Here is a 23930-nt window from a genome sequence, read left to right on the forward strand (position 1 = left end):
CTTCCCGAACTCAGAAGTGAAACCTCTTAGCGCTGATGGTAGTGTGGGGTTACCCATGTGAGAGTAAGTCATCGCCAGCTCATTATTCGAAACACCCCCTGATATCTCAGGGGGTGTTTTTTTATGTGGGGAAAAAGGGAAGAAAAAAATAATAAGAAAAGCAGAAGAAAAAACAGGGAAATGATAGATATTTAAAAAGAATAAGGCCGATCAACAATAAACTCGTCTAGAACTCTTTTATATCATTTAAAATGTTTTGCTAATGAAAATGTGTAATAAATCAATATAATAAAATCGTTTGTCTCTTTAATAATATATAGGGTATTTAAGATGTTTTTAAAAAAATTATTAGCTACAGTTTTATTTGCATTTGTTTCTTTCAATACTACAGCCGGTGTGTATCAGGGTAAACTAAGTGAATGTTTGGTAAATAAAATTTCAGCAAAAGAGAGTCAGAACTTAACAGCTTGGATTTATTTGGCATTTTCAGCACATCCAGAAATTTCTAAATATAGTAAAGTAACGCCAGTTGAGATACAAAAAATTGATAAAAATATGGCTATTCTATTTCAAGATTTATTTACTAAACGTTGTAATGCTGAAATCAAAGCTGTTACAGAAAATGAAGGAACAAATGCTCTAGGTAAAGCATTTGAACTATTGGGAAATCGTGCAGCTGAAAATCTGATGAAAAATCCAATTGTTGAAAAACGTATTGCATCATTTGCGCAATATTTTGATGAAGATAAAATGCGTCAATCTATGAAATAATTGAAGAGATTAGACCTAACAAAATTTATCCTCTTAAGCTTAGTTAGGTCTATATGGTTAAATAAAAGATTAAATTTTTAGAAATTATAAGGAACTTTTTAAATTATTTTGATGTTCTTTAACTTGTTTTGCATAACGTTTGCCTTGTTTTTTCATTTTTCGATTGGTGTTATAAGCAGTAGGTCCGACATTATAGTAGGCTAAAGCTTTTGGAATACTACCTGCCGCATTTTTATATTTAGTTAAAATAAATGACCCACAATTAATATTGGTTAATTCGTCATATAAATCCCCAGGGCATGTTGCTTGCCAATAACGTGGCATCACCTGAGTTAAACCGACTGCACCTGCAGGAGAACTGACATAAGGGCGGAAAGTTGATTCTTGGCGAATAACGGCAGCCAGTAGTAAAGGATCTAAGTTGTATTGATCGGCAGTTTGCACAATGTAGGGTGACACTCGATTTGCAGTTTCAGGATTGACTGAATAGGCCTTTTGGATCCCTGATGAAAGTTTAACTGCACGTTTTTCTACAGAGCCACCACCTAGTGATGAACATCCAGAAATCAGGGTTACAGATATAATAACAGTTGAAAACTTTAAGCTGTGAGCGTTTAGGAGCGACGAAAGACGAGTTGAAAGGCGAGTTTTATTCAGTACATTCTGCATTTATATTCACTTTAAAATAATCATGGCTAAGTGTAATTTCTAAAGCGATATTATGAACTGGAGACTTAGAGGTCAATATTTTCTTAAGATGCTCTGTACAGTGAAATTGTAAGAATTGATGGAAATGTACTCAAATTACATGATTTTTTAAGTGAAGAGAGAAAAACAGATCGTGTTAATTGAGTCAGTATTTCTCTCTTTACATTCTTACTTAAGATTGTGGGGCATTCAAATCCCGAGAACTTTAGTTATAAAAAACTAGAATATCCACTCATTAAATATCCCTATTTGGAAAAGCTATAACTCTTTTCAGAGGTATTAGTGGAATCTGAGTTTAAAGCGTTTTAAGCATCCAAATTTCGCATGCTTGGCTATGACCTGTATTGCCCTTGGGAGCTTGTAAGTGTTGAAATCCTACTTTTTCATAAAGTTTCACTGCTTGCCCAAGTGTATGTGTAGTTTCTAAATAACACGCTTTAAAATTATGATCTTTGGCGAATTGAAAACAAAGTTCTAAAATATCTTTGGCTAAGCCATGACCACGTAATTCAGGCATAAAATACATTTTTTGGATTTCTAAAATGCTTGAGTCTCCAACTAAAGGAGAAAGGCCCCCACCACCTAAAATTGTACCGTGTTGATTTTCAATAACCCAATATTGTGCATTTGCTTGCGTATAGACGTGATATAAATCATCTAAAATTGGATCTGCAACGGCAAATCCTGATTCAGGTGCTAATCCAAATTCTTTGGAAACTGTGCGAATGACATTGGCAATGCTTACATTGTCTTCAAGTTGAAGTGGTCGGATCTGAAACATAATCATCGAAAAACAAAAAGATGGATTGTTTATAGACTGATCCTATAAAAAAATCCATCTCTAAGTTTAAAATTACTCAAGCAAAAAATTACTTTAATTCGCTTGAACTTTTACCCAGTTCACGACGTGCAACGATTAATTGTTGAATTTGCTGTGTGCCTTCAAATATATCGAGGATTTTTGAATCACGTGCCCATTTTTCTAATAATTCATCTTCGCTATAGCCGACAGCCGCTGCGAGTTCTACACACTTTAACGTGATTTCATTACCTACACGGCCTGCTTTTGCTTTAGCGATGGATGCTTCACGTGAGTTTGGTTTTTTGTTGTCGGCCATCCATGCGGCTTTGAGCATGAGGAGACGTGCTGCTTCCCAGTCTGCTTCCATTCGATATATTTGTGCAGCAATATTCGAGCTTTGTAAGATCGGTGTTGAATACTGCTCATCTAATTCATCTTTAAAGATTTCTTTAATTCGCTCTAAAGATGCCTTGGCACAGCCAATAGCCATCGCGGCAACGAGTGGGCGAGTATTATCAAAAGTTTCCATAACCCCAGCAAAACCCTTTGCTACATCAATTTCAGCATTGCCTAATAAGTTTGCAGCAGGGACACGACAATCTACAAAGCTAATGGCAGCCGTATCAGAAGCTTTAATACCCAATTTATGTTCTAGGCGTTCTACAGTCATGCCCAGCGTACCTTTTTCAACAACAAAGGATTTAATCGCTGCACGGCCTAATTTTTTATCTAGCGTTGCCCAAACCACCACGGAATCAGCACGCTCACCCGAGGTGACAAAGATTTTTTCCCCATTGAGAATGTATTCATCGCCATCTTTCGTCGCTGTTGTCCGAATAGCAGCAGAATCAGAGCCGCAATTGGGTTCTGTAATGGCCATAGCGGCCCAAGTTCCTTTTAAGCGTTCTAGTTGTTCATCATTGGCTACTGCTGCAATAGCCGAATTTCCAAGCCCTTGTCGAGGCATACTGAGCAACAGGCCTGTATCTCCATAGCACATCTCGATGATACTGAGGGCTGTCGACATATTGACACCGTTTTTATTACCAGTGTCTGTGTCACCACGTTTATTGACGGCAGCACCTGCATTCATGCCATCTCCGCCATCATTCATACCGTCGACGAGGGAAGATAACATGTCTAACTCTTTAGGATAGGCATGTTCGGCTTTGTCATATTTACGTGAAATAGGACGTAGAACATTTAATGCGACTTCATGGGCTTGGTCGATCAGCAATTTAAATTTTTTCGGATTTTGTAAGTTCATGGACATTTCCTTGTTTTTATTTTGCTGAATTAAGCATGCAAGCCAGATTGAAGAATCGCTGTGGCACGTAAGTCTCGATACCAACGTTCTACGGGATGTTCTTTGGTAAAGCCGTGACCACCTAATATTTGCACGCCATCGGTCCCAATTTTCATCGATTTTTCAGCACATAGCACGCGAGCTAAATAGGCTTCACGATGAAAAGGCTTGCCGGCTTCGGCTAGGCTTGCTGCATTGAGGATGAGCATATGCATGGCATCAATTTCGATTGCCATATCTGCAATCATAAATGCCACACTTTGACGGTGCGAAATTGGCTCTCCAAAAGCTGTACGTTCGTTTGCATATTGAATGCAATATTTTTTGACTGCAGTTGCGGTGCCAACAGCCATGGCACACCACATTAAGTTGCCAAGATCGATAAATGAGGTGTAATTGAAATCTTGATCTCCTAAGCGTTGGGCAGGGGTCTGATCAAATTTTAAAGTTACCGTTTCAGTGGCTTTCAAACCCATAGCAGGTGTTTTTTTTGCGCTAATGCTCTGGTCGCGTTGCACAATAAAAACTTCAGGCTGTCCATTGAGCATGGCACTCACTAACAGCACATCTGCCTGTTCGCCTAGAAGGACTAAGGTTTTCTCCCCACTGATTTTATACTGCTGGCCATCAGCAATCGCGTGAGTTTTAAGTTGATAGGGATTAAATGCCGCTGTTGCCTCTTGAACCGCAAAGCTTGCACGTAGGGCTGAATCATCTGCAAATGCCGCTAAGTAGGTTGCTTGAACAGATTCGGAACCCCATTGGGTAATGGCGTTGATACAGCTAAACGTCGACAGTAAACCTGCTGTTAAACTAAAGTCACCTTCAGCCAATTGTTCAGCAATTAAGATATTGCTAATGATATTTTTTTCTGCCGCGACGCCACCCAAATCTTCAGGTAAGGCATAATAATTTAGACCTAGATCTTGGATATGTTGCCATAACGCTTCAGGAAATCTTTCCTCTTGATCGGCTTGATGAGCAAGTGGATACAAGACTTCTGTGGCAAACTGCTGCATCGCATCAGCAGTCATTTGTTGTTCTTCAGTCAGGTTTAAATCAAATAATGATTTTTGTTGATTAGGCAAACGTTGCTTATGCACATCTTTGTTGGTCTGAAATACTTTTTGCGTCTGGCTCAGGGTTTTAAAACCAGCTTTTGAGCTTTGATACAAAGATTTTTCAACAAATTTGCGCAGTTTAAACTGATCGAGTACATCACTTCCGGCAATTTTCGTTAAAAGTGAGAGTCCAAATCCTTGTGCCTTGTTTACCATATTGGTCATTGTTGTTTTCCATTTGCGCTGTTCTTATTTAATGCTGACATGCCAAAGATAGAAAAACCATGTCATAAATGACATGCATGATTGTCAAAGATAAACGGCGAGATTAGGTGGGATTTGATAGCTAAATGATTAATTAAGAATAGAAAAGTAAAAAGGCTTAAAAGTGTTGTTATTTTAAAATTGACTTGGCTGACATTTGAGTCAGCCAAGTTTTAAGGTCTGTATTGAATGATTATTGATATTTTTGAATCATACGACGAACATTGGTTTTTGCTTCAATGACGGTCATAAAGGTATATGCACCGATAAATTTACGGCTAATAAACATAAACTCTTTAGGTGGAACTGAGAAATAGCGAGATGCCATCGATTTTGACGCTTGTTGCATCACACGGCTATGTAATTGGCTTTTTTTCCAGTCATAGCGTTGTTGTTCGTCCATAACACCAGCAGGGATGTTTGGGTTATTTTCAGTGCTACTAAATGCCTCTGTCGCTAACAAAAAGACTTTAGCCATATCAGGTTTAATACTTTGTGGAATACCATCAAAGAACTCATAACCTGTCATCGCTTTGACCATTTGCTCAGAGCTGTGATGGTAACCCGCGGTAATCAAATTACGCGCAACGCCTAATAGATGCTCATCGAACTGACGGATCGCACCAAAGTCGAGGAGAACAATTTTATCTGGCACATCCGCACCATTGCCTAAACGGACCAAATAGTTTCCGAAGTTAGGGTCGGTTTGCATTTCACCCCATTCAAAAATTTCGCGTACGGCAATTTCAAGTGATGCTTCACCTAAGGCATTACGGCGCTCTTGAGGAAGTGATAGCATTACAGGGCTATTAATCGGCACACCACGTTCAAAGGTCATACACAGCACTTGAGGTGTTGAATAACCTTCAATGATTTGCGGGACGATATATCGTGGATCTTCTTTTAAGCGTGCAGCAAAACGGCGTGTGGTATCTGCTTCGATTTTATAATTTACTTCACGATGCATCATTTCACGAACTTCATCAAACCACTGATCAAATTCACGCGTTTGGGGCACCATTCGTGTCAGTTTGAGCATGTTTTTGAATAGATTCATATCTGAATCGATAGCATCAGCCACACCCGGATACTGGATTTTTAATACCAGTTCTAAACCATCAGATTTACGTTTTGCACGATGAACTTGTGCCAAAGATGCTGTACCAAGCGGCTCATGATCAATCACGAGATCATCAAGTTTTGAGCCAAGTTGATTTTGTAATTGTACTTTGATGGCTGGCCATGCCAATGCGACTGTTTGATTGTTAAGGGTATTGAGGGCTTGGGTGATTTCTTCAGGTAGAAAATGTTCACCATACAACGCCATCATTTGCCCAATTTTTACAATTGAACCTTTTAATTTACCAATTTCTGCGACGAGATATTCAGCCTGATCTTTCATGGCTTTTTTACGCTTTTTCTCTTTTTCTTCTTCACTCGAAAAAATAGAAGTGGCGTTTGATGCTGCCCAACGAGTTCCCGCAAGTAGCGATGCCTTTGCGATAGATAAGCGTCGATCCATAGAAGACGTTTTCAAGTGTTTGAGCTTATCGTTCTGATCTGACATGTAAATTAAATCCTTTAATCAGCAATTCGCAGAAAAATACATTGTAGCTAATTTTAACGTTTCTTAACGTATTAAAATAGTTCAACTTACTGAATATGCAGTAAGCATTTGCAAACTTAAGCAAGATGCCACGTAGACAGGCACATTGGAAAAGAAAACTATAAACGATATTTGATTTTTACCGTATCGTTTTGCATCAATGCGGCTTTATGTTCTTCAATATGTTGATGAATAAGATGTTGGACAGATTCGTCTTTAAATCCGGCAGCATAACCTTTGACAATAATAATGCTCGGTAAGCTAAAAAATAGGGTACGTGCGTTTTCTAGACTCGCATCAGGGAAAACTTGATGTTCGATCAGCAGTTGCTGAAAAAATGCCTTTTCAGTTTGCACGTTTAAAGACTGAGTGTCTTCCCAATAGCTTTGACGCATAGCCATGAGGTTATTGTGCTTATAGCTCATTGGAGCTCCGCATTTAAAATTTAACTGTTTGTATGGGGATGATTTTAAGAAAATAAAGCTTAGGATCAAGTACAAATTGCTAAACAATTGAGCTTGAATTGGTTTTTATTCGTAATTTTCATCTAATTAGATTTTATAGAATGCTGAAAGGCATAAAGTACACATTTCATTTCAGCGAATGTATCAGACCTCATATATACGGTTATGAAATGCTTTCAAGCGGTGAATAATGCCGTATTTTTATTATAAATAGCATTAAAACAAGGTATCATAGGGCGTTTAAAAAATTATGAACTGGAGACGCCTTAAGTGGATCGACCGACTATTAGCCCTGAACATTTACAGGAAGCAGCTGAAAACCTATCTACAATTCGTGATTATATCCGCTTTGGGGTAACAGCTTTACGTCAATATGATGCCCACTTAGGACAAGGTACAGAAGACTATTTTGCTGAAAGCTCAGCATTGGTTTTACAAACGTTATCTCTAGATTGGAATGCAGATGCGGAAATCTTAGATGCGAAATTATTGCCAAGTGAAGTTGCAGAATTTTTAGCATTGTTAGAACGTCGTATTAATGAAAAAGTTCCGACGTCTTATTTACTAAACTTGTCATATTTCTTTGGTAAGCCATTTTATGTCGATGAACGTGTACTGATTCCACGTTCTCCAATTGCAGAGTTGATTGAAAACCGTTTTGCGCCATATTGCTTAGGTGAAAATGGCGAAATGGGTGCTGCGGTTAATAATCTACCTGAAAATGCCAGTCCAAAAACTCCTCAGCGCATTTTAGATATGTGTACGGGTTCAGGTTGTATCGCGATTGCTTTAGCTTATGCATTCCCAGATGCTGAAGTTGATGCAACAGATTTATCTAAAGATGCACTTGAAGTGGCGCAAATTAACTGTGAACACCACAATAAACAATATCAAGTGGCTTTACTTGAGTCTGATTTATTCGCCAAAATTCCAGCAGAAAATCAATATGATTTAATCGTGTCGAATCCACCGTATGTGGATGCTGAAGACATGGCAGATTTACCAGAAGAATTCCACCATGAACCTGAAATGGCGCTTGCTGCGGGTCAAGATGGTTTGGATCTTGTACGTAAAATGTTGGCACAAGCTGCAGATTACCTGACTGAAGATGGCTTAATTGTGATCGAAGTGGGTAACTCAGAATGGGCAATGCGTCAAAACTTCAATACCGTTGATTTTTATTGGTTACAGTTCCAAAAAGGCGGTACAGGTATCTTTGCATTGACTGCTGCTCAATGCCGCGAATACCGAGATTTATTCATTCAATCTGTTCAAGCATAAGGAGTCGTTTGACATGGCAGGTAATAGTATAGGGCAACTCTTCCGTGTAACGACTTGTGGTGAATCTCATGGCGTTGGTCTGATGGCCATTGTAGATGGGGTTCCACCGGGTATTGAACTGACTGAAGCCGATTTGCAAAAGGATTTGGATCGTCGTAAGCCGGGCACATCTAAGTTTGCGACTCAGCGTAAAGAACCCGATGAAGTTGAAATTATTTCAGGCGTATTTGAAGGCAAAACAACCGGTACATCGATTGGTCTATTGATCCGTAACACAGATCAAAAATCAAAAGATTATGGCAACATTGCGCAAACCTTCCGTCCGGGTCATGCAGACTATACGTATACACATAAGTATGGTTTCCGTGATTATCGTGGTGGTGGCCGTTCGAGTGCTCGTGAAACTGCGATGCGTGTTGCTGCAGGTGCGATTGCTAAAAAATACTTGTTTGAGAAATTCGGCATCGAAATTCGTGGTCATGTAACGCAAATTGGTACCGAAAAAGCACAGAAATTGGACTGGAATGAAGTTCCGAATAACCCATTTTTCTGTGGTGATGCAGATGCCGTCCCACGTTTTGAAGCTCTAGTAACGTCACTTCGTGAACAAGGAACGAGCTGTGGCGCTAAACTGGAAATTATTGCGACACAAGTGCCAGTTGGCTGGGGCGAGCCTGTATTTGATCGTTTAGATGCAGATATTGCACATGCTATGATGTCCATCAACGCTGTAAAAGGTGTTGAAATTGGTGATGGCTTTGGTGTTGCCGAGCAGTTTGGTCATGAAACCCGTGATGAGTTAACTACGGATGGTTTCTTGGCAAACCATGCTGGCGGCATTTTGGGTGGTATTTCGAGTGGTCAGGACATTCGTGTTGCGATCGCCTTGAAACCAACAGCTTCCATTACTACGCCGGGTAAAACCATTACGATTAATCGTGAAGATACAGATGTGTTGACCAAAGGTCGCCATGATCCTTGTGTCGGTGTTCGTGCGACACCAATTGCAGAGGCGATGTTGGCAATTGTGCTTATGGATCACTTCATGCGTAACCGCGCACAAAATGCGGATGTAGTCGCACCATTTGCCCCAATTGAACCCAAGTGAGGAAACAAAGCGCTGCTTTGTTCCGAACGCGGTTGGTGAGTAGCGTTAGCGAGTCACAGTAGATAAATAACAAAGCGTTGCTTTGTTCCGAACGCGGTTAGTGAATAGCGTTAGCGAGTCACAGTGGATAAATAACAAAGCGTTGCTTTGTTCCGAACGCGGTTAGTGAATAGCTTTAGCAAGTCACAGTGTATAAATAACAAAGCGTTGCTTTGTTCCGAACGCGGTTGGTGAGTAGCGTTAGCGAGTCACAGTGGATAAATAACAAAGCGCTGCTTTGTTCCGAACGCGGTTGGTGAATAGCTTTAGCAAGTCACACTGATGAGAAAATTGCATAAAAAAACCAGACAATTGTCTGGTTTTTTTATTTCGGTAAACTAGGCCTATGAAAATAAATAGCAAAAAAATATGAATATACGAAATGCTTTACTTGGTGATATTCAGCAGCTTGAAAGCTTAATGAATACAGCCTATCGGGAAAATCATCCCAAGAGTTGGACGACAGAACATCATATTGTTCGAGGAAATCGAATAAATGTGTCTCAACTCAGTCAACTCTTACAAAAAAGGGATTTTCATTTATATGTGATTGAGTCGGTACATGCGCAGATCATGGGGTGTATTGGTATTCAAATGCATGGGAAGAGCTGTGAAATTGGTCATTTTGCAATTCATCCAAATGAGCAAGCTCAGGGCTTAGGAAAAAAATTATTGCAATTTGCAGAACAACAAGCGATGTTGATGGAACCCAATGTTGAAGAATTTGTCATGTATGTGATTGATCGGCGTTTAGAATTAATAAAATATTATCAACGACGTGGCTATAACATAACAGATGAAAATCAAGCCTATCCTCTTCATCTAGAGGTGGGTCAACCGATATGTGAACTGACAATTAAACAATTAATTAAACGAATAAAATAAAGATCATGTGATGCATTTGATCAATTTATAAAGCGAGATGAATAAAAAATCCCCAAAAAACATACACTAACTTTTGGGATTTTGATTTTAGACTATTTGGGCTTAAGAGTAAGCACGTAAAAATAGTCGGTAGGCATCTGATGATTTTTGGTTTTTTAGCATATAGTGTGCGATTTCACCTTGGTTGGTATTCATAATCACCGCAATATCTTTTGCGTCACAAAATTGTTTAAGCACAGTATCTGGGATCATCACGGTATTAGAAGAATCAATCACATTTGAATTATCTAAGCGACGATAATTTGTTTGACCTATTGCAGGATAAGACAATACTTTGCCGTCGATCACAAAAGATATTTCATTCATATCAAGCTGCTGTTGATCATAAGAATGCAGTGAAAGTGCATACTCACCTTTATTCTTTTGCTAATCAATTGCAAGTTCAGGACATTTTTGTCCAGTACAGTAATTGACCTCGAGTAATGGTTCGTTGGATTACGTTACTGTTTTCAACGGTATTCACACCTTTTAGCTTCAAGGTTCTTGTTTCAGGTTTATTTTTAGGTACGGTAATACAACCTGTGAGTAGTAGGAGTGTAAATCCTAGAACTAAATAATTTTTCATGTGTTTTTCCATGTTAGCGTTATTTTTATAAGCAATATTTATTTTGGCGCATATTCACACAGAAAAAACAAAAAAGTAAAATACATCACACTTTTCTAGTTTTGTTTGAGCACTGCTTTGATATAAGTGGTCGATATTCAAATAAAAAATATTATTAAGTGATGTAAATCTTATTTCATTGAAATTTAGATAACTTAAGTAAGATCTGTGATTTTGCGCTATCAATCTGCTCGGGATTGGTTTGTCGAGACAATTGGTCACGTGGTTTTTCGCCTAAAAAATATTTGATCCGTTCAGCATTCGCACCCGATGGATGGGGAAGTCCTGCTAAAATCTGCTGATCTTTTAAATAGCCTAAGCTGCTTACATAATTTAAAACCTCATCTACACCTTTGCCTAGCGGAATATAAATTGCGTTCGGAAGCTGTTGAATCATAGGAATAAAATAATCATCAATATGTTGTTTTAATAATTCATTTTTCAACATTGCGGGCGTTGAGCCTGCATAATTTTTTCCATTGACCAAAATACATTGCTGTAAAACCGAACACATTTGCACCATATCTTGATGATTGCTAAATAGCTCTGCAGTGGTCTGTATGCCTAATTGATTCTGTAATCCAATATGATCTAGCAGTTGAGTTAAATTTTTACGAATAGGACCACTAAAAGCACCACTATTCTTGGCAAGTTTAAGTATGTTTTCCTCAGATAATTGCTGCTCTACGCCGTCCTTCGCTGCAATTAATGCATTACGCCATTGTTGTTGGCCTGGGCAGATGCCGACGATGACCACTTTTGCATCATGATTTATGGCCTCGAATGGTGCATAAAAGCTTTGAATAGTTCCCAGAGTTTTAAGACGGAGTAAATCACTTTGAGTTAATTCTTCAATAGAATGTGTTTTGATCACAGATGCAAAGCAAGAGAAAAGGGTAGAATCCGACATAAAACTTCAATCTTTCTAGATATAAATTTCATTCAGTATTTTAAACCTTTATTTTAAAGATGAAGTATTTAGGTATAAAAAAATTGATTTTAAATTTATAACCTAACAACTTAAATCGATATAAAAATATTATTTAACAATATTGACCCAAATAGGACTTGAGATTTGGTACAAATATTGCTCATATCTAACTAAGGCAATACCAAGATGAATGCCGAATAAAAAAACGAATGGATGATTGCAGGAGAGAAGCACAGATCGTGCTCGCCGAAGGAGCAAGTTCCCCCAGGAAACTCTCAGGCAAAAGGACTGTAATCATATAAAAATCTGGAGAGAAGTAGGCTAGACCTACTCACCGAAGGGGAAGGTTCACATTGCTTCGCAAGGAACCAAAGCTCTCAGGTAACAATGACAGATGGGGCGAACATAGGAAATATAATTTCCAAGGAGCCTATATGTGTCATATTGTTGTGATTGGTGCAGGTATTACTGGGGTAACGACAGCTTACGAACTCGGATTACTCGGTTATCGTGTCACTGTGGTCGATAAACATCTTTATCCTGCGATGGAAACGTCGTTTGCCAATGGTGGACAATTATCAGCGTGTAATGCTGAAGTCTGGAACCAAAAAGCAACGGTAGTGAAAGGCATCAAATGGATGTCACAAAAAACCGCGCCATTATTATTAAATCCAAGTTTTAATCTACACAAATATTCATGGCTCTTTGAGTTTATGGGGCATATTAAAGATTACCGTGAAAATACTCACGAGACCGTCCGTCTTGCATTGATGGCACGTCAGCGTTTATTTGAAATTGCTGAGCATGAAAACTTGCAGTTTGATTTAGAAAAACGCGGCATTTTACATTTCTTTCATAATCAACATGATTATGAGGTGGCGACTCAAGTTAATAATATGCTCTGTGAGGGTGGCTTAGAGCGTCATCCTGTGACATTAGCTGAAATCCGTGACATTGAGCCTAGTCTGACAGGTGAATACTATGGTGGATTTTATTGCCCAGGGGACGCCACGGGCGACATCCATAAATTTACGACGCAGCTTGCCAAAGCAACAGAACGCTTTGATGTGAAATATATGTGGGGCTTTGAGGTGACTGACTTTGAACATCATGCAAAAGGTGTCAATGTTCAGTTAAAAGCCAGTGATGAAAATATGGAACATCCTGATGCAAATACCTTACTTGAGGCAGATGCTGTGGTGGTCTGTGGTGGTGTAGGCAGTTATGAACTTGCGCATAAACTCGGTGACCGTGTAAATGTCTATCCAGTCAAAGGATATTCAATCACCATAAACTTAAATGATGAACAAAGTCAGACCAATGCGCCTTGGGTGAGTCTGTTGGATGAAAGTGCCAAAATTGTGACTTCACGCTTAGGTGCAAATCGACTACGTGTTGCAGGCACGGCAGAGTTTAATGGCTATAACCGAGACATTCGTGCAGATCGCATTCAGCCCTTAATTGATTGGTCGAATCGTAACTTTAATCTATCAACAGAACATGTGGTGCCATGGGCGGGTTTACGACCAATGATGCCCAATATGATGCCTGTAGTGCATGCAGGTAAGCGTGATCATATATTCTATAATACAGGGCATGGTCACCTTGGATGGACTTTATCTGCGGCAACAGCTGCAATGATTAGCCAGCAAGTGCAGCAAACACATCCGATTTAACTGACATATTGTAGACATCAAAAAATTGTAGATATCAAAAAAGCCTCAATGTTGAGGCTTTTTTGTATGTTTCTAAGTCATTTGAAATTGATCTTAATCATATAAGCGATAAATCCCTGCAAAACGTTCACAGCCTTTTTGTTCAGTTTTTACTGAGAGTAAGGCTTTACTGTAATTGAACTGATATTTGCAGTCGTGTTCATTATCGGTGATTTGATTTTTTTGTTCGGGTGTTGTGTAAGCTAAAAATGGAATGGTTTGTGTTTCAACTCGATTGTTCGGATTACGATAGGCAATACCTTCGATTTTGATGCTGTCTTTGCCCAGTTGATGCACTTTTAAATGTACAGGTGATGTCGCAAAATGGCCATTTTCAAATTTAAGATAATGCTGCGTTAAACTTTGGTTCATTGAGGTATAAATATTCAAATCTTCATAGCGAAGCTCGAATTGTTGTTTAAAACACTCCAAGTTTTTGCATTGCTGAACTCGGCTGTACCATAATTTTTGCGTATCTATCAGCAAGCGTATTGGGGCATCGGTAATCAACTGCGCTGTTAAAAAAAGCCCATCTAGCTTTTCACGTTGTTCTTCAAAACCGTTAGAACAGTAATTTTTTTTTGCATGAGTATTGGCATGATCACAGTCTATCTTTTCTGCATGCGTAAACGTCGCTAGGCCAGAACCTATGAGCAGAACCAGTCCGAATTTTTTGATGATATTTATTTCAGTTTTCAACAGCATGATCGCTTATACTTTCACTATGTTGCGCTTGCCCACACTATAGCGAAATAGAAAGCGTGAATACAAGATTTCAATCATTATTTTCTCAAGGAACTCAAGCATGATAGCTCAAATTCGTATCGGTCAGGGCATGGATGTGCATGCATTTGAAGAAGGTGACTTTGTAACGCTTGCTGGTGTTCAAATTCCACATACACATGGACTCAAAGCACATTCAGATGGTGATGTGGTACTGCACGCGCTTTGTGATGCATTATTAGGTGCTTTGGCACTTGGAGATATTGGTCAGCATTTTCCAGATACAGATCCAAAATTTAAAGGTGCCGATAGTCGAGTACTTTTAAAACACGTCTACCAACTGATTTTAGATCGTGGATATGTACTTAATAATGCTGATATTACCGTGGCTTGTGAGCGCCCTAAACTAGCAAAACATAATTTAGAAATGCGTCAAAGTATCGCAGATGTTATGGATGTTGAAGTCACACAAATTAGCATCAAAGCGACCACCACCGAAAAATTAGGGTTTACTGGTCGCCAAGAGGGTATTCTTTCTACTGCAACAGTACTGATTTCTCACGCAAAATGATCTGGATGGATCAGTGCATGTTGTAAATCTTGAGTTGCTTTACGGCCTTGAAGTTGTAAGGCAACCGCATGGATTAAACCTGTCCATGTTTCATTGGGTTCCCAAATTTGATGCATCAAATCTTGAGCCTTTGGCATATCAACATCCATATAGTATTGACGATATAAATACATCAAACTGCTGACACGGAAGTTTTTCGCACAGTGTAGCCAAACCGTTTGACCTTGAACCAAATGGTCAATCATATCGAGTACTAAAAGGCATTGATCATCTGAAGGGGTATCCCAAGAGATCGGAACTTGGATATAGTTCAGGCCTAGATCTAGGCAAATGCGGTCTTCATGCTCGATATGATTGGATGCATCGGTTAGTGCTAAATTAATAACCGTTGAAACACCATATTCTTTAATCGTTTGAAGCTCAGAAGGAGATGGTTGACCGGACGTTAATAAGTGTTCATGTATATATTGGAAGTTTTCAATGTGACTTAACGCATTTTCGATTTCATTCATCTGACAAATAATCCTTCAAAGTAAAACGCCATCTCGAAGATGGCGTTTTTCATTCACTTAGCGTGTCGGTAACACGTCTTTAAGTGCTTCATGCATCTCTAACAAGACTTTTTCAGTCGTATCCCAATCGATACAGCCATCAGTCACTGATTTACCATATTCGAGGTCACATAGGTTGGCAGGAATATCCTGACGACCACCTTTTAAGTGACTTTCTACCATAATACCCACGATTGACTTGTTTCCGTCAAGGATTTGTTCAGTAATATTTTTGAGTACAAGGGGTTGTAGGTACGGGTCTTTGTTTGAGTTTGCATGACTGGTATCAATCATAATTTTGCCACTAACTTTTGCTTTGGCTAATGCCGCTTCAGCATCTGCAACTGAACCTGCGTCGTAGTTTGGTTTACCGTTACCGCCACGAAGTACAACGTGTGCATATGGGTTACCACTGGTACGAATAACAGAAACTTGACCTTGGTCGCTTAAGCCCAAGAAGCTATGACCATGTTTAACAGATTGCATGGCATTGGTCGCAACGGTTAAACCGCCATCTGTACCATTTTTAAAGCCAACTGGTGAAGAAAGCCCAGAAGACATTTCACGATGTGTTTGGCTTTCAGTGGTACGCGCACCAATCGCTGACCAAGAGATAAGATCTTGGTAGTACTGTGGTGAGTTTGGATCGAGCGCTTCAGTTGCACAAGGCAAACCTTTTTCATTCAATTCAAGTAAAAGTTTACGACCAATACGTAAGCCTTTTTCGATGTTGAAAGAGTCGTTCATATCTGGGTCATTAATTAGACCTTTCCAACCAACAGTGGTACGTGGTTTTTCAAAATACACACGCATCACGACATAAATCGTATCTTGGATTTTGTCACTTAAAACTTTTAAACGGTCAGCATAATCATGTGCAGCGACTGTGTCGTGAATTGAACATGGACCAATGACAACAAAAAGACGTTTGTCATTTCCATCTAAAATATTACGTACAGTTTCACGGCCCTTAAGGACTGTTTGATAGGCAGTTTCAGTCAGAGGTAGCTCTTTTTTTAGTTCTGCAGGAGTAACAAGAGGCTGAATGCTTTTTACATTCACGTCATCAATGTCGTTTTGGGTAATAGAATTTGACTGTAAAGTATTCATTGCCGTCACTGGTTTGATTATACAAAAGGTTGTTTCGTGAGCCGAATATAACATGAATATAGCATTCAAATGTTATAAAAAAGATCAATAAGTCTCTGAAAAAAAAGTGATGAATCGGGCAGTTAATTTAAACCTGCTGACTATTCACCGTCGGTGCGATCAACATTGCAGTTGTTGGTTTTTCGACAGGTTTTGATTTTACTGGATTAATGATGAAATTCATGCCTAAAACAAACAAGGTAATGCCTAAGACTTTACGAATGACTTTTTCAGGTAAACGTGAGCTGATTAAAGTTCCGACCACAATTGCAGGAATAGAACCAACCAATAACCAACCCAATAAATGAAAATCGACATTACCTGAGCTCATATGACCCAAGCCTGCAACCAGTGTAAGAAGCACGGCATGTACGACGTCAGAGCCGATAATACGAATCATTGGTAAATTCGGGAACATAAGTACCAAAGCCATAATACCGAAGGCACCTGCACCCACAGACGATAGGGTAACGAATACGCCTAAAATAATGCCCATGATGATGATATATGCACGCTTATTTTTAGCTTGGAAATTGATACGTTCAAGATCCGCACTCATATCATCCAACTGATCAGTTTTTCGAAATTTATTAAAGAATTTTTCGATATGACCACGGAAAATAATTGAGATCCCTGTAATCGTCAGCATAAAACCCAAAAACATGGTTAACACGGTTTTGTAATGTGTCGATTGGCTGAGATAGTTTTCCAGTACCCAATGGGTCGCAAATGACGCAGGGATACTGCCGACTGCAAGCCAAATGACAATGGTCCAAACGATATTCATTTTACGGGCATGGACTAAAGAACCACAAAATTTTGAAATTGCGGCATACAGTAGATCTGTACCGATCGCAATGTGGGGTTCAATTTTATATAGGCTAATCAGGATCGGGGTCATCAATGAACCACCACCAACACCGGTAATACCTACGCAGAAACCTACAATTACACCTGCCAGAATGAACTCTAAAGGACCGACCATCGCTGAATGCCAAATATCAAAAAACGTGCATATCTTATGACTAATTGATATAAGTCGTTGTCTCGATTAGTGATTTGCTTGTGAAAAAAATAGATAAAGAATGTCATTAATTTTGAAATAAATGAATTTTATCTAAACTAAGTTATTGATTATGGTTTTCTCAAGTAGTTAATAGTTAAAATGGAGATTATGCTGCAGTGAAATCATAAATTTTGAATATAAGGCTTTGAATATCTGAAGTGGATATCCAATACCTAAATGCACTGTAGGTTTTCAATTCTAAGCTTTTGATTTGTTATTTATCGATATATGCAACAGTGTATATAAATTCCACTGCTGCTAAGTCTCATACGCCTTAAAAAGATAAGGTTTCGCCATTATTCCAATATGAGTAGAAGGACACTGACCAGACATTTTAAACATGCGACAGGACTACCTATTGTCACTTGGTTAAACAATGAAAGACTGCGATATGCGGCTGAATTGCTTGAAGTGACAGATTATTCGATTGATAAAATTGCGGAAAGCGCAGGTTTTAATACCGCAGTGCTATTTCGTAAATTGTTTAAGAATAAATACGGTACAAATCCGAACCATTGGCGGAAAAATTTTAATCAGCAGCTAAATAGCAGTGATGAATATTCCTAAAATGTTGAATTAAAGACGTGCAGCTTTTTTTTGGAAATCTATTAACTTTGTGAAGGACTCGTATAGAATCTATAGCTAAAGAACATTGAGTTAAAAGGACAGACTTTTGCAAAATCGGAAACTGAAAATTGGCATCGTGGTTGGGGAAGTATCCGGGGATACATTAGGCGCCAAGCTTATCCGTAGTTTTCGAGAGCAAGGGATCGATGCGGAATTTGAAGGCATCGGTGGTCCGCAAATGATTGCAGAAGGCTTTAACAGCTATTATCCGATGGATATTTTATCGGTGATGGGGATTGTTGAAGTCTTAAAAGATATTAAAAAACTCTTTGCTGTACGCGATGGTCTGGTTGAAAAATGGACTGAAAATCCTGTCGATGTTTTTGTGGGGATTGATGCGCCGGATTTTAATTTGCGTTTATCCAAGAGCTTGAAGCAAAAACAGCTACCAATTAAAACAGTACAATATGTTAGCCCTTCAGTGTGGGCGTGGCGTCAAGGGCGTGTACATGGCATTAAAGCAAGTATTGATTTAGTCCTTTGCTTATTTCCATTTGAAAAAGCGTTTTTCCAAAAATGGCAAGTTCCGGCTGCATTTGTCGGACACCCATTGGCAAGTCAGTTGCCTTTAGATAATCCACTCGTTGCGGCTAAACACGAGTTAGGCTTAGATGAGCATCAAAAACACATTGCATTACTTCCGGGCAGCCGTCGCGGGGAAATTGAGCGCTTAGGGCCTTTGGTGCTGTCTGCCGCAAAGATTTTGACGGAGCAGCATCCAGACTATGTATTCCTGATTCCTGCAATCAATGATGCACGTAAACAGCAAATCGAAGTGTTGCTCAAGCAGTTTCCTGAAGCATTACAAGCCAAAGTTCGCTTGATGGAAAACACCGATACCGAATCTAAAATTGGCCGTCAGGTGATGAACGCATCGAATATTGTCGCTTTGGCTTCGGGTACAGCGACTTTAGAAGCGATGCTTTTACACCGTCCAATGGTGACCTTTTATAAGTTAAATTGGCTGACCTATCATGTGGTGAGATTGCTGATCAAAATTCCGTATTATTCATTGCCAAATATTATTGCGGGCAAAAAGGTGATTCAGGAACTCATCCAACATGATGCAACGCCTGAAAAATTAGCAGCAGAAATTGAAAGCTTGATGGATGCTGAAAAATCGCAAATTCAAGTGATGCAGCACATCACCATGCATAAACAACTGCTTTCAGGTAACAGTGAAAACCCTGTGGAAGCGATTTTAAAGCTTTTAGATTAAACCTTTAAGATGACTCAGTTTTTGCGAGCTGATGCTGCTGTCGATACTGGCTCGGTGTGAGATCATAAAACTTTTTAAAAGTTTGGCTAAATGCCGTTTCAGATGAGTAACCTATACGATGGGCAATTTGCTGAATAGTGAGTTGCCCCATTTGTAAGTGCTGTGTTGCCAGTCGCAAACGATGTTGCTGCAAATAGGCGAGTGGTGATTCACCGAGCATTTGAGTAAATAAACTGGCAAATTTAGAACGCGACATACAACATTGTTCTGCCAAACTTTCGACAGTCCAAGCATGCTGCGGTTGTTCATGAATCGCGGCCAAAGCGTTGGATAATTCAGGATGACTCAAGGCATGCAACCAACTGCTTGAATCTGACAAGGCTGCAATATAATCACGCACACATTCGATAAATAAAATACTCACCAAATGATCCAAAATTTTGTCACGGCCTGGACGGATCTGATGCGCTTCAACGGCCAGAAAATGTAAGCCAATTTGCAACCATTCCGGTGCGGTACTGCTCATGATATGTGGTGTATGTAACAGCGTGGGGAGGGCATTCACTAAAGGCTTTGCCATAATGCTGTCGACATGTCCACGGATCGCTAGTACAAATAATTCTTCTGCTTCATGAGACTCAGTAGAATTTAATTCAATGGTTTTATTTCGTTGCTCTTGAAACAGTGGCGTGATGTTTATTGATTCGACCAAGACATCAGACTGTATAGATTTGCAGTGGTGGTTTTGCCCTGAGGGAATAAGGCAAAGATCGCCAGCTTCAAGCAAAACCTGCTCTTGATCTATATGCAAAACACACTGACCTTGAATCACCACATACGCAACCATGGCATTGTGATCTTGAAAATGAAAAGCCCAAGGATGCTTTGATCTCAAATAAATATATTCAGATCGGTGGAGATGAATATCATCAAAAATTTTACTTAAAGCATCCATATTTCAAATATTTACTCATATCAATTTTGTATTTATAGATGGTCACTATGTGCTTAAAGGTCAACATTTATCCTTAAATGCCAAAGACGATCACATAGTTTTTTTGGACGCTTAAAACTGTTCTGGCTGCCCATATTTTACGAATATAAACACAGAAGAAGTAATTAGGGAAGTCTAGCGCATGAATGCACCAGTAAAATTAAATGAACAGCAGCTCGCTCAGTTAGAAAGCAAAATCGGTAGTGTTTTAGATAAAAAACGTTATGGTTGGCTATTGAGTCCAGGTTTACCAGTCATTGGTATGGGGATCTTGGCGGGTTATCATTTTGGTCCAAAACCGACAAAAAAACTATTTGCCATGGGCGGGCCGCTTCTACTGCATGTCATTATTCCTGCACTAGATGCACTGATCGGTGATGATGCCAATAACCCGACAGATGATGACATCAAAGTTTTAGTGAATGATCCCTATTATGATCGGATCGTCAAATTATTTATTCCACTGCAAATGGCAGCGAATGCTTTTGCTGGCTATGTGGTTACCCGTAAAGATGTTTCATTATTAGATCAAGTTCTACTTGGGATTTCGATGGGTGCCATCAATGGCGTCGGTGTAAATACAGCACATGAACTCTGCCATCGACCTCATAAAAAAGACCATTATTGGGCACATGCGACGCTCGCACCTTTGGGTTATAGCCATTTCCGCATTGAACATCCTTATGGACACCATAAACGTGCGGCAACACCTGAAGATCCTGCATCCTCAAAAATGGGCGAAACCTTTTATGAGTTTTGGCCACGCACTGTATTTGGTGGAATTAAATCGGCGGTGCAGATTGAGAAACAACGCTTAAAACGTAAAGGTTTAAGTTTCTTTTCGAAGGACAATGAGCTGTTTCATGGTTGGGCGATGAGTGCTGGTTTTCATGCCTCGATGCTGAAAATGTTTGGTAAAGGCGTGACACCGTATTTAGTTACACAGGCCTTGTATGGAATCAGCCTTTTTGAAATTATTAATTATATTGAACATTATGGCCTGAAGCGTGAGCAAAAAGCGGATGGAAGTTATGCGCGAACCATGCCTGAACATAGTTGGAATAACAATAATATCGTGACCAATCTATTTTTGTATCAATTACAGCGACATTCAGACCATCATGCGTATCCGACACGTCCATTTCAGGCTTTAAGACATTTTGACGAAGCGCCAGAGTTGCCTAGCGGCTATGCCACTATGCTAATTCCTGCTTTAGTACCCTCTATTTGGTTTAAGATGATGGATAAACGTGTCTATGATCACTATCAAGGTGATTTAACTAAAGCCAATATTCATCCTAAACGTCGTGCAAGTATTTTTAAAAAGTTTGCAATTTCAGACGTTTAAATCGAATACCTGATAAGAAGAATCCCAAGCTTGTTTAGTTGGGATTTTTTATTGTGCGTATTATTAACCGATGCTACGCAGTAACATCAGAAGCGCACGTTGATTCAAATAAAAGAACGATACACGGTAACGTCATCCGAAATTGTTTGAGACAAGACTTATTGTAATCAAAAATGTTTCTGCGATTCTTTGAATAATTAGACGTTAGTGAACGAGTTTTGTCGGTGAGGTGCATTGCACCGCAAGATGGTTTCCTTATGAAGCACGCTTCTCATTTTGCCGAATAAGAAACAACGCTTCGTAAGAGTATCTCCAGCCGAAGGCTAAGATCTTTATTCAATCCTTAGATGTATGACTCCGTCGAATAGACTTAAAAATCATCTTTAAAATGTAAAAGTAATTCTACGTGCGTAACATCATTTAAAATCCCAAATTTTCTGTTTAAAACTTAGTCATTTCTTAAGACCACCAATAGCGCAAAATGTGGAAAAAAATCGGTGCTGAAAAGCAGATGGAATCAATTCGGTCGAGCATGCCACCATGGCCTTGGATGAGCTGTCCCCAATCTTTTACACCACGATCGCGTTTAATGGCTGACATGACAAGTCCACCAAAGAAACCAAATATACAAACAATAAAACCAATACATGCAGCCTGTAGATAGCTAAAGGGTGTAAGCCATGACATAGCAACACCTAATGCAGTGGCTAAAGCAATGCCTCCGATTAATCCTTCTACGGTCTTAGATGGTGAAAGTATCGGTGCGACTTTGTGCTTTCCAAATAGCTTGCCACAGACATATTGCAAGACATCGGAGGCTTGTACCACCATGATCAGCCAGATTGCTAGCCAAATTTTTTCACCCTCAAATCCGGGAAGTTTGAGGTTTAATAGCGCAGGCACATGCGAAATACAGAATACGCTGATCATCAGACCCCATTGAATTTTTGAACTGCGCTCTAAAAATCGCGTGGTATCTTCGGCTTTGAGTGTAGCGATAGGGATAAGAAGAAATACATACAGCGGAATAAAAATCGAATATAGCCCGTACCAGTCGATATACACCAAGTAATACTGGTAAGGGATGACAAAATAAAAAGCGATCAATAAAGGAAGATAATCACCGCGACGGGTTGGAAGTAAGCTGATAAATTCACGTAAAGCAAAGAGTGAAATCAACGCAAACAGGATCACAAAGGCAATTTTGCCTAATGAAATTGCTACACCAAGTACCAACAACATGACCCACCATGCATTGATCCGCGCATTTAAATTGTCGATGACCGGTGCCGGCGCATAACCCGCTTTAAATTTTAGTATTGAGCCAATGGTTGAGGCAATAATCAAAATAACCGCAAAGATACCAAACAATACATAGGTCATTTGCGCATTGGTGAATTCCATTATTGATACTCCAATGCTTTTAATTTGAGTAATTCGTCCTGAGCGTAGTTTAAAAACTCAGTTTTACTCTGTTCATTATGGGCTTCTAAAGGTTTGCCAAAAATAACGGTAGATAATAATGGCAATGGTATAAGCGCGCCTTTAGGCATGACACGTTTTAAATTAGAGATCCATACCGGTACGATTTCAACATCAGGAAATTGATTTTTGAGATGAAATAAGCCGCTTTTAAAGGCTAATAATTCAACGTCATCATTTAAATTTCGAGTACCCTCAGGAAAGAAAATAATCGAGTCACCTTGAGCTAATACGGTTTTGATCGGTTCTAAGGGGTCTTGATTTTGCTCTCGATTTCGCTGAATAGTGACGCCAGTAAACGTGTCTTGAATGAGAAAACGTCGAAAGCCATCTTTTAACCAATAATCCGAAGCCGCTACAGGACGGGTCCTCCGTCTGAGATCTGTCGGCAGTGATGACCAAAGTAAAATAAAGTCGATATGGCTATTATGATTTGCATAATAAATACGCTGTTTCATAACCGGTTTGCACCCGACCCAGAGACTCCGCGCACCCGTGAGCAGCCGCGCACCACGACGAGTGAGAAAGGCAATATAGCGAGCAATTGAACGGCTTAAAAAATTACCTTTCATTGGTGAGTGAGCATTCCCTGAAG

25 protein-coding genes and 1 riboswitch are annotated in these 23930 nt (G+C 39.4%); of the genes, 9 read left to right on the top strand and 16 right to left on the bottom strand.

Annotation, left to right across the window (positions count from 1 at the left end):
* The first annotated feature begins 330 nt into the window (after positions 1-330).
* Positions 331-771 (top strand): hypothetical protein, encoded by a 441-nt coding sequence (locus FTT76_RS14440; protein ID WP_180009496.1) that lies wholly within the window; start codon positions 331-333, stop codon positions 769-771.
* A gap of 84 nt (positions 772-855) precedes the next feature.
* Here FTT76_RS14440 and FTT76_RS14445 read toward each other — a convergent pair whose 3' ends face one another.
* The 6 genes from FTT76_RS14445 to FTT76_RS14470 all read right to left on the bottom strand — a co-directional run bounded on the left by FTT76_RS14445 (position 856) and on the right by FTT76_RS14470 (position 6943).
* Positions 856-1440, bottom strand: a complete 585-nt coding sequence (locus tag FTT76_RS14445; RefSeq protein ID WP_180005579.1) for a lytic transglycosylase domain-containing protein — start codon at positions 1438-1440, stop codon at positions 856-858.
* 334 nt (positions 1441-1774) lie between these two features.
* Complete coding sequence (locus FTT76_RS14450; protein WP_180009505.1) at positions 1775-2260, bottom strand: GNAT family N-acetyltransferase; 486 nt, start codon at positions 2258-2260, stop codon at positions 1775-1777.
* Positions 2261-2348: 88 nt separating this feature from the next.
* A complete protein-coding gene (locus tag FTT76_RS14455) occupies positions 2349-3548 on the bottom strand; it encodes an acyl-CoA dehydrogenase family protein (protein ID WP_180009497.1) in 1200 nt (399 codons plus the stop codon).
* 29 nt (positions 3549-3577) lie between these two features.
* Positions 3578-4864, bottom strand: a complete 1287-nt coding sequence (locus tag FTT76_RS14460; RefSeq protein WP_171263801.1) for an acyl-CoA dehydrogenase family protein — start codon at positions 4862-4864, stop codon at positions 3578-3580.
* Between the two features lie 241 nt (positions 4865-5105).
* Positions 5106-6479, bottom strand: coding sequence for an AarF/ABC1/UbiB kinase family protein (locus tag FTT76_RS14465; RefSeq protein ID WP_180005577.1), 1374 nt, complete (start codon positions 6477-6479; stop codon positions 5106-5108).
* 158 nt (positions 6480-6637) lie between these two features.
* The gene (locus FTT76_RS14470; RefSeq protein ID WP_078191029.1) at positions 6638-6943 is read right to left on the bottom strand and encodes a hypothetical protein; all 306 of its coding nucleotides are present in this window, start codon (positions 6941-6943) and stop codon (positions 6638-6640) included.
* A 309-nt stretch (positions 6944-7252) separates the two neighbouring features.
* Here FTT76_RS14470 and prmB point away from each other — a divergent pair, with 309 nt between their 5' ends.
* From prmB to FTT76_RS14485, 3 genes are all read left to right on the top strand, one after another.
* Positions 7253-8263, top strand: a complete 1011-nt coding sequence (gene prmB / locus FTT76_RS14475; RefSeq protein ID WP_180009498.1) for a 50S ribosomal protein L3 N(5)-glutamine methyltransferase — start codon at positions 7253-7255, stop codon at positions 8261-8263.
* Between the two features lie 13 nt (positions 8264-8276).
* On the top strand, positions 8277-9371 hold the full coding sequence (gene aroC, locus FTT76_RS14480; protein ID WP_180009499.1) for a chorismate synthase: 1095 nt from the start codon (positions 8277-8279) through the stop codon (positions 9369-9371).
* Positions 9372-9779: 408 nt separating this feature from the next.
* A complete protein-coding gene (locus tag FTT76_RS14485; protein ID WP_180009500.1) occupies positions 9780-10295 on the top strand; it encodes a GNAT family N-acetyltransferase in 516 nt (171 codons plus the stop codon).
* 102 nt (positions 10296-10397) lie between these two features.
* Here the strand turns inward: FTT76_RS14485 and FTT76_RS17695 are convergent, their stop codons facing one another.
* The 3 genes from FTT76_RS17695 to FTT76_RS14495 form a co-directional block, all read right to left on the bottom strand.
* The gene (locus FTT76_RS17695; protein ID WP_252725827.1) at positions 10398-10661 is read right to left on the bottom strand and encodes a hypothetical protein; all 264 of its coding nucleotides are present in this window, start codon (positions 10659-10661) and stop codon (positions 10398-10400) included.
* Between the two features lie 76 nt (positions 10662-10737).
* Positions 10738-10932 (bottom strand): hypothetical protein, encoded by a 195-nt coding sequence (locus FTT76_RS17700; RefSeq protein WP_180005656.1) that lies wholly within the window; start codon positions 10930-10932, stop codon positions 10738-10740.
* A gap of 163 nt (positions 10933-11095) precedes the next feature.
* Positions 11096-11869 (bottom strand): hypothetical protein, encoded by a 774-nt coding sequence (locus FTT76_RS14495; protein ID WP_180005657.1) that lies wholly within the window; start codon positions 11867-11869, stop codon positions 11096-11098.
* A 231-nt stretch (positions 11870-12100) separates the two neighbouring features.
* Positions 12101-12191, top strand: a riboswitch (glycine riboswitch).
* 133 nt (positions 12192-12324) lie between these two features.
* Here FTT76_RS14495 and FTT76_RS14500 point away from each other — a divergent pair.
* Positions 12325-13566, top strand: coding sequence for a D-amino acid dehydrogenase (locus FTT76_RS14500; RefSeq protein WP_168378681.1), 1242 nt, complete (start codon positions 12325-12327; stop codon positions 13564-13566).
* 93 nt (positions 13567-13659) lie between these two features.
* Here FTT76_RS14500 and FTT76_RS14505 read toward each other — a convergent pair whose 3' ends face one another.
* Complete coding sequence (locus FTT76_RS14505; RefSeq protein WP_180003787.1) at positions 13660-14310, bottom strand: hypothetical protein; 651 nt, start codon at positions 14308-14310, stop codon at positions 13660-13662.
* A 100-nt stretch (positions 14311-14410) separates the two neighbouring features.
* Between FTT76_RS14505 and ispF the strand changes: the two genes are divergently transcribed.
* On the top strand, positions 14411-14899 hold the full coding sequence (ispF, locus tag FTT76_RS14510) for a 2-C-methyl-D-erythritol 2,4-cyclodiphosphate synthase (protein ID WP_168378679.1): 489 nt from the start codon (positions 14411-14413) through the stop codon (positions 14897-14899).
* Here ispF and FTT76_RS14515 read toward each other — a convergent pair.
* The 3 genes from FTT76_RS14515 to FTT76_RS14525 all read right to left on the bottom strand — a co-directional run bounded on the left by FTT76_RS14515 (position 14887) and on the right by FTT76_RS14525 (position 17584).
* Positions 14887-15411 (bottom strand): protein tyrosine phosphatase family protein, encoded by a 525-nt coding sequence (locus FTT76_RS14515; RefSeq protein WP_078191020.1) that lies wholly within the window; start codon positions 15409-15411, stop codon positions 14887-14889. The two genes, ispF and FTT76_RS14515, sit on opposite strands and share 13 nt — an antisense overlap.
* Positions 15412-15468: 57 nt before the next feature.
* A complete protein-coding gene (locus FTT76_RS14520) occupies positions 15469-16560 on the bottom strand; it encodes a 3-deoxy-7-phosphoheptulonate synthase (protein ID WP_143221612.1) in 1092 nt (363 codons plus the stop codon).
* A gap of 127 nt (positions 16561-16687) precedes the next feature.
* Positions 16688-17584 carry a sulfite exporter TauE/SafE family protein gene (locus FTT76_RS14525; protein ID WP_078193863.1) on the bottom strand — a complete coding sequence of 299 codons (897 nt, stop codon included), beginning with the start codon at positions 17582-17584 and terminating at the stop codon, positions 16688-16690.
* A 387-nt stretch (positions 17585-17971) separates the two neighbouring features.
* Between FTT76_RS14525 and FTT76_RS14530 the strand changes: the two genes are divergently transcribed.
* The gene (locus FTT76_RS14530) at positions 17972-18232 is read left to right on the top strand and encodes a helix-turn-helix domain-containing protein (RefSeq protein ID WP_180009501.1); all 261 of its coding nucleotides are present in this window, start codon (positions 17972-17974) and stop codon (positions 18230-18232) included.
* A 106-nt stretch (positions 18233-18338) separates the two neighbouring features.
* Positions 18339-19511, top strand: a complete 1173-nt coding sequence (gene lpxB / locus FTT76_RS14535; protein ID WP_180003784.1) for a lipid-A-disaccharide synthase — start codon at positions 18339-18341, stop codon at positions 19509-19511.
* Positions 19512-19515: 4 nt separating this feature from the next.
* Here lpxB and FTT76_RS14540 read toward each other — a convergent pair whose 3' ends face one another.
* Complete coding sequence (locus FTT76_RS14540) at positions 19516-20466, bottom strand: AraC family transcriptional regulator (RefSeq protein ID WP_180009502.1); 951 nt, start codon at positions 20464-20466, stop codon at positions 19516-19518.
* 181 nt (positions 20467-20647) lie between these two features.
* On the opposite strand from FTT76_RS14540, the gene FTT76_RS14545 reads away from it, so the two are divergent.
* Positions 20648-21853, top strand: a complete 1206-nt coding sequence (locus tag FTT76_RS14545) for an alkane 1-monooxygenase (RefSeq protein WP_180009503.1) — start codon at positions 20648-20650, stop codon at positions 21851-21853.
* A gap of 459 nt (positions 21854-22312) precedes the next feature.
* Here the strand turns inward: FTT76_RS14545 and FTT76_RS14550 are convergent, their stop codons facing one another.
* Positions 22313-23257 carry a phosphatidate cytidylyltransferase gene (locus tag FTT76_RS14550; RefSeq protein WP_078191012.1) on the bottom strand — a complete coding sequence of 315 codons (945 nt, stop codon included), beginning with the start codon at positions 23255-23257 and terminating at the stop codon, positions 22313-22315.
* A complete protein-coding gene (locus tag FTT76_RS14555; protein ID WP_180007876.1) occupies positions 23257-23907 on the bottom strand; it encodes a 1-acyl-sn-glycerol-3-phosphate acyltransferase in 651 nt (216 codons plus the stop codon). Before FTT76_RS14555 ends, FTT76_RS14550 begins: the two co-directional genes overlap by 1 nt.
* Positions 23908-23930: the final 23 nt, after the last annotated feature.

Origin of the sequence: Acinetobacter sp. YH01009, from assembly GCF_013420765.1 — a bacterium.
GTDB lineage: Bacteria > Pseudomonadota > Gammaproteobacteria > Pseudomonadales > Moraxellaceae > Acinetobacter > Acinetobacter amyesii.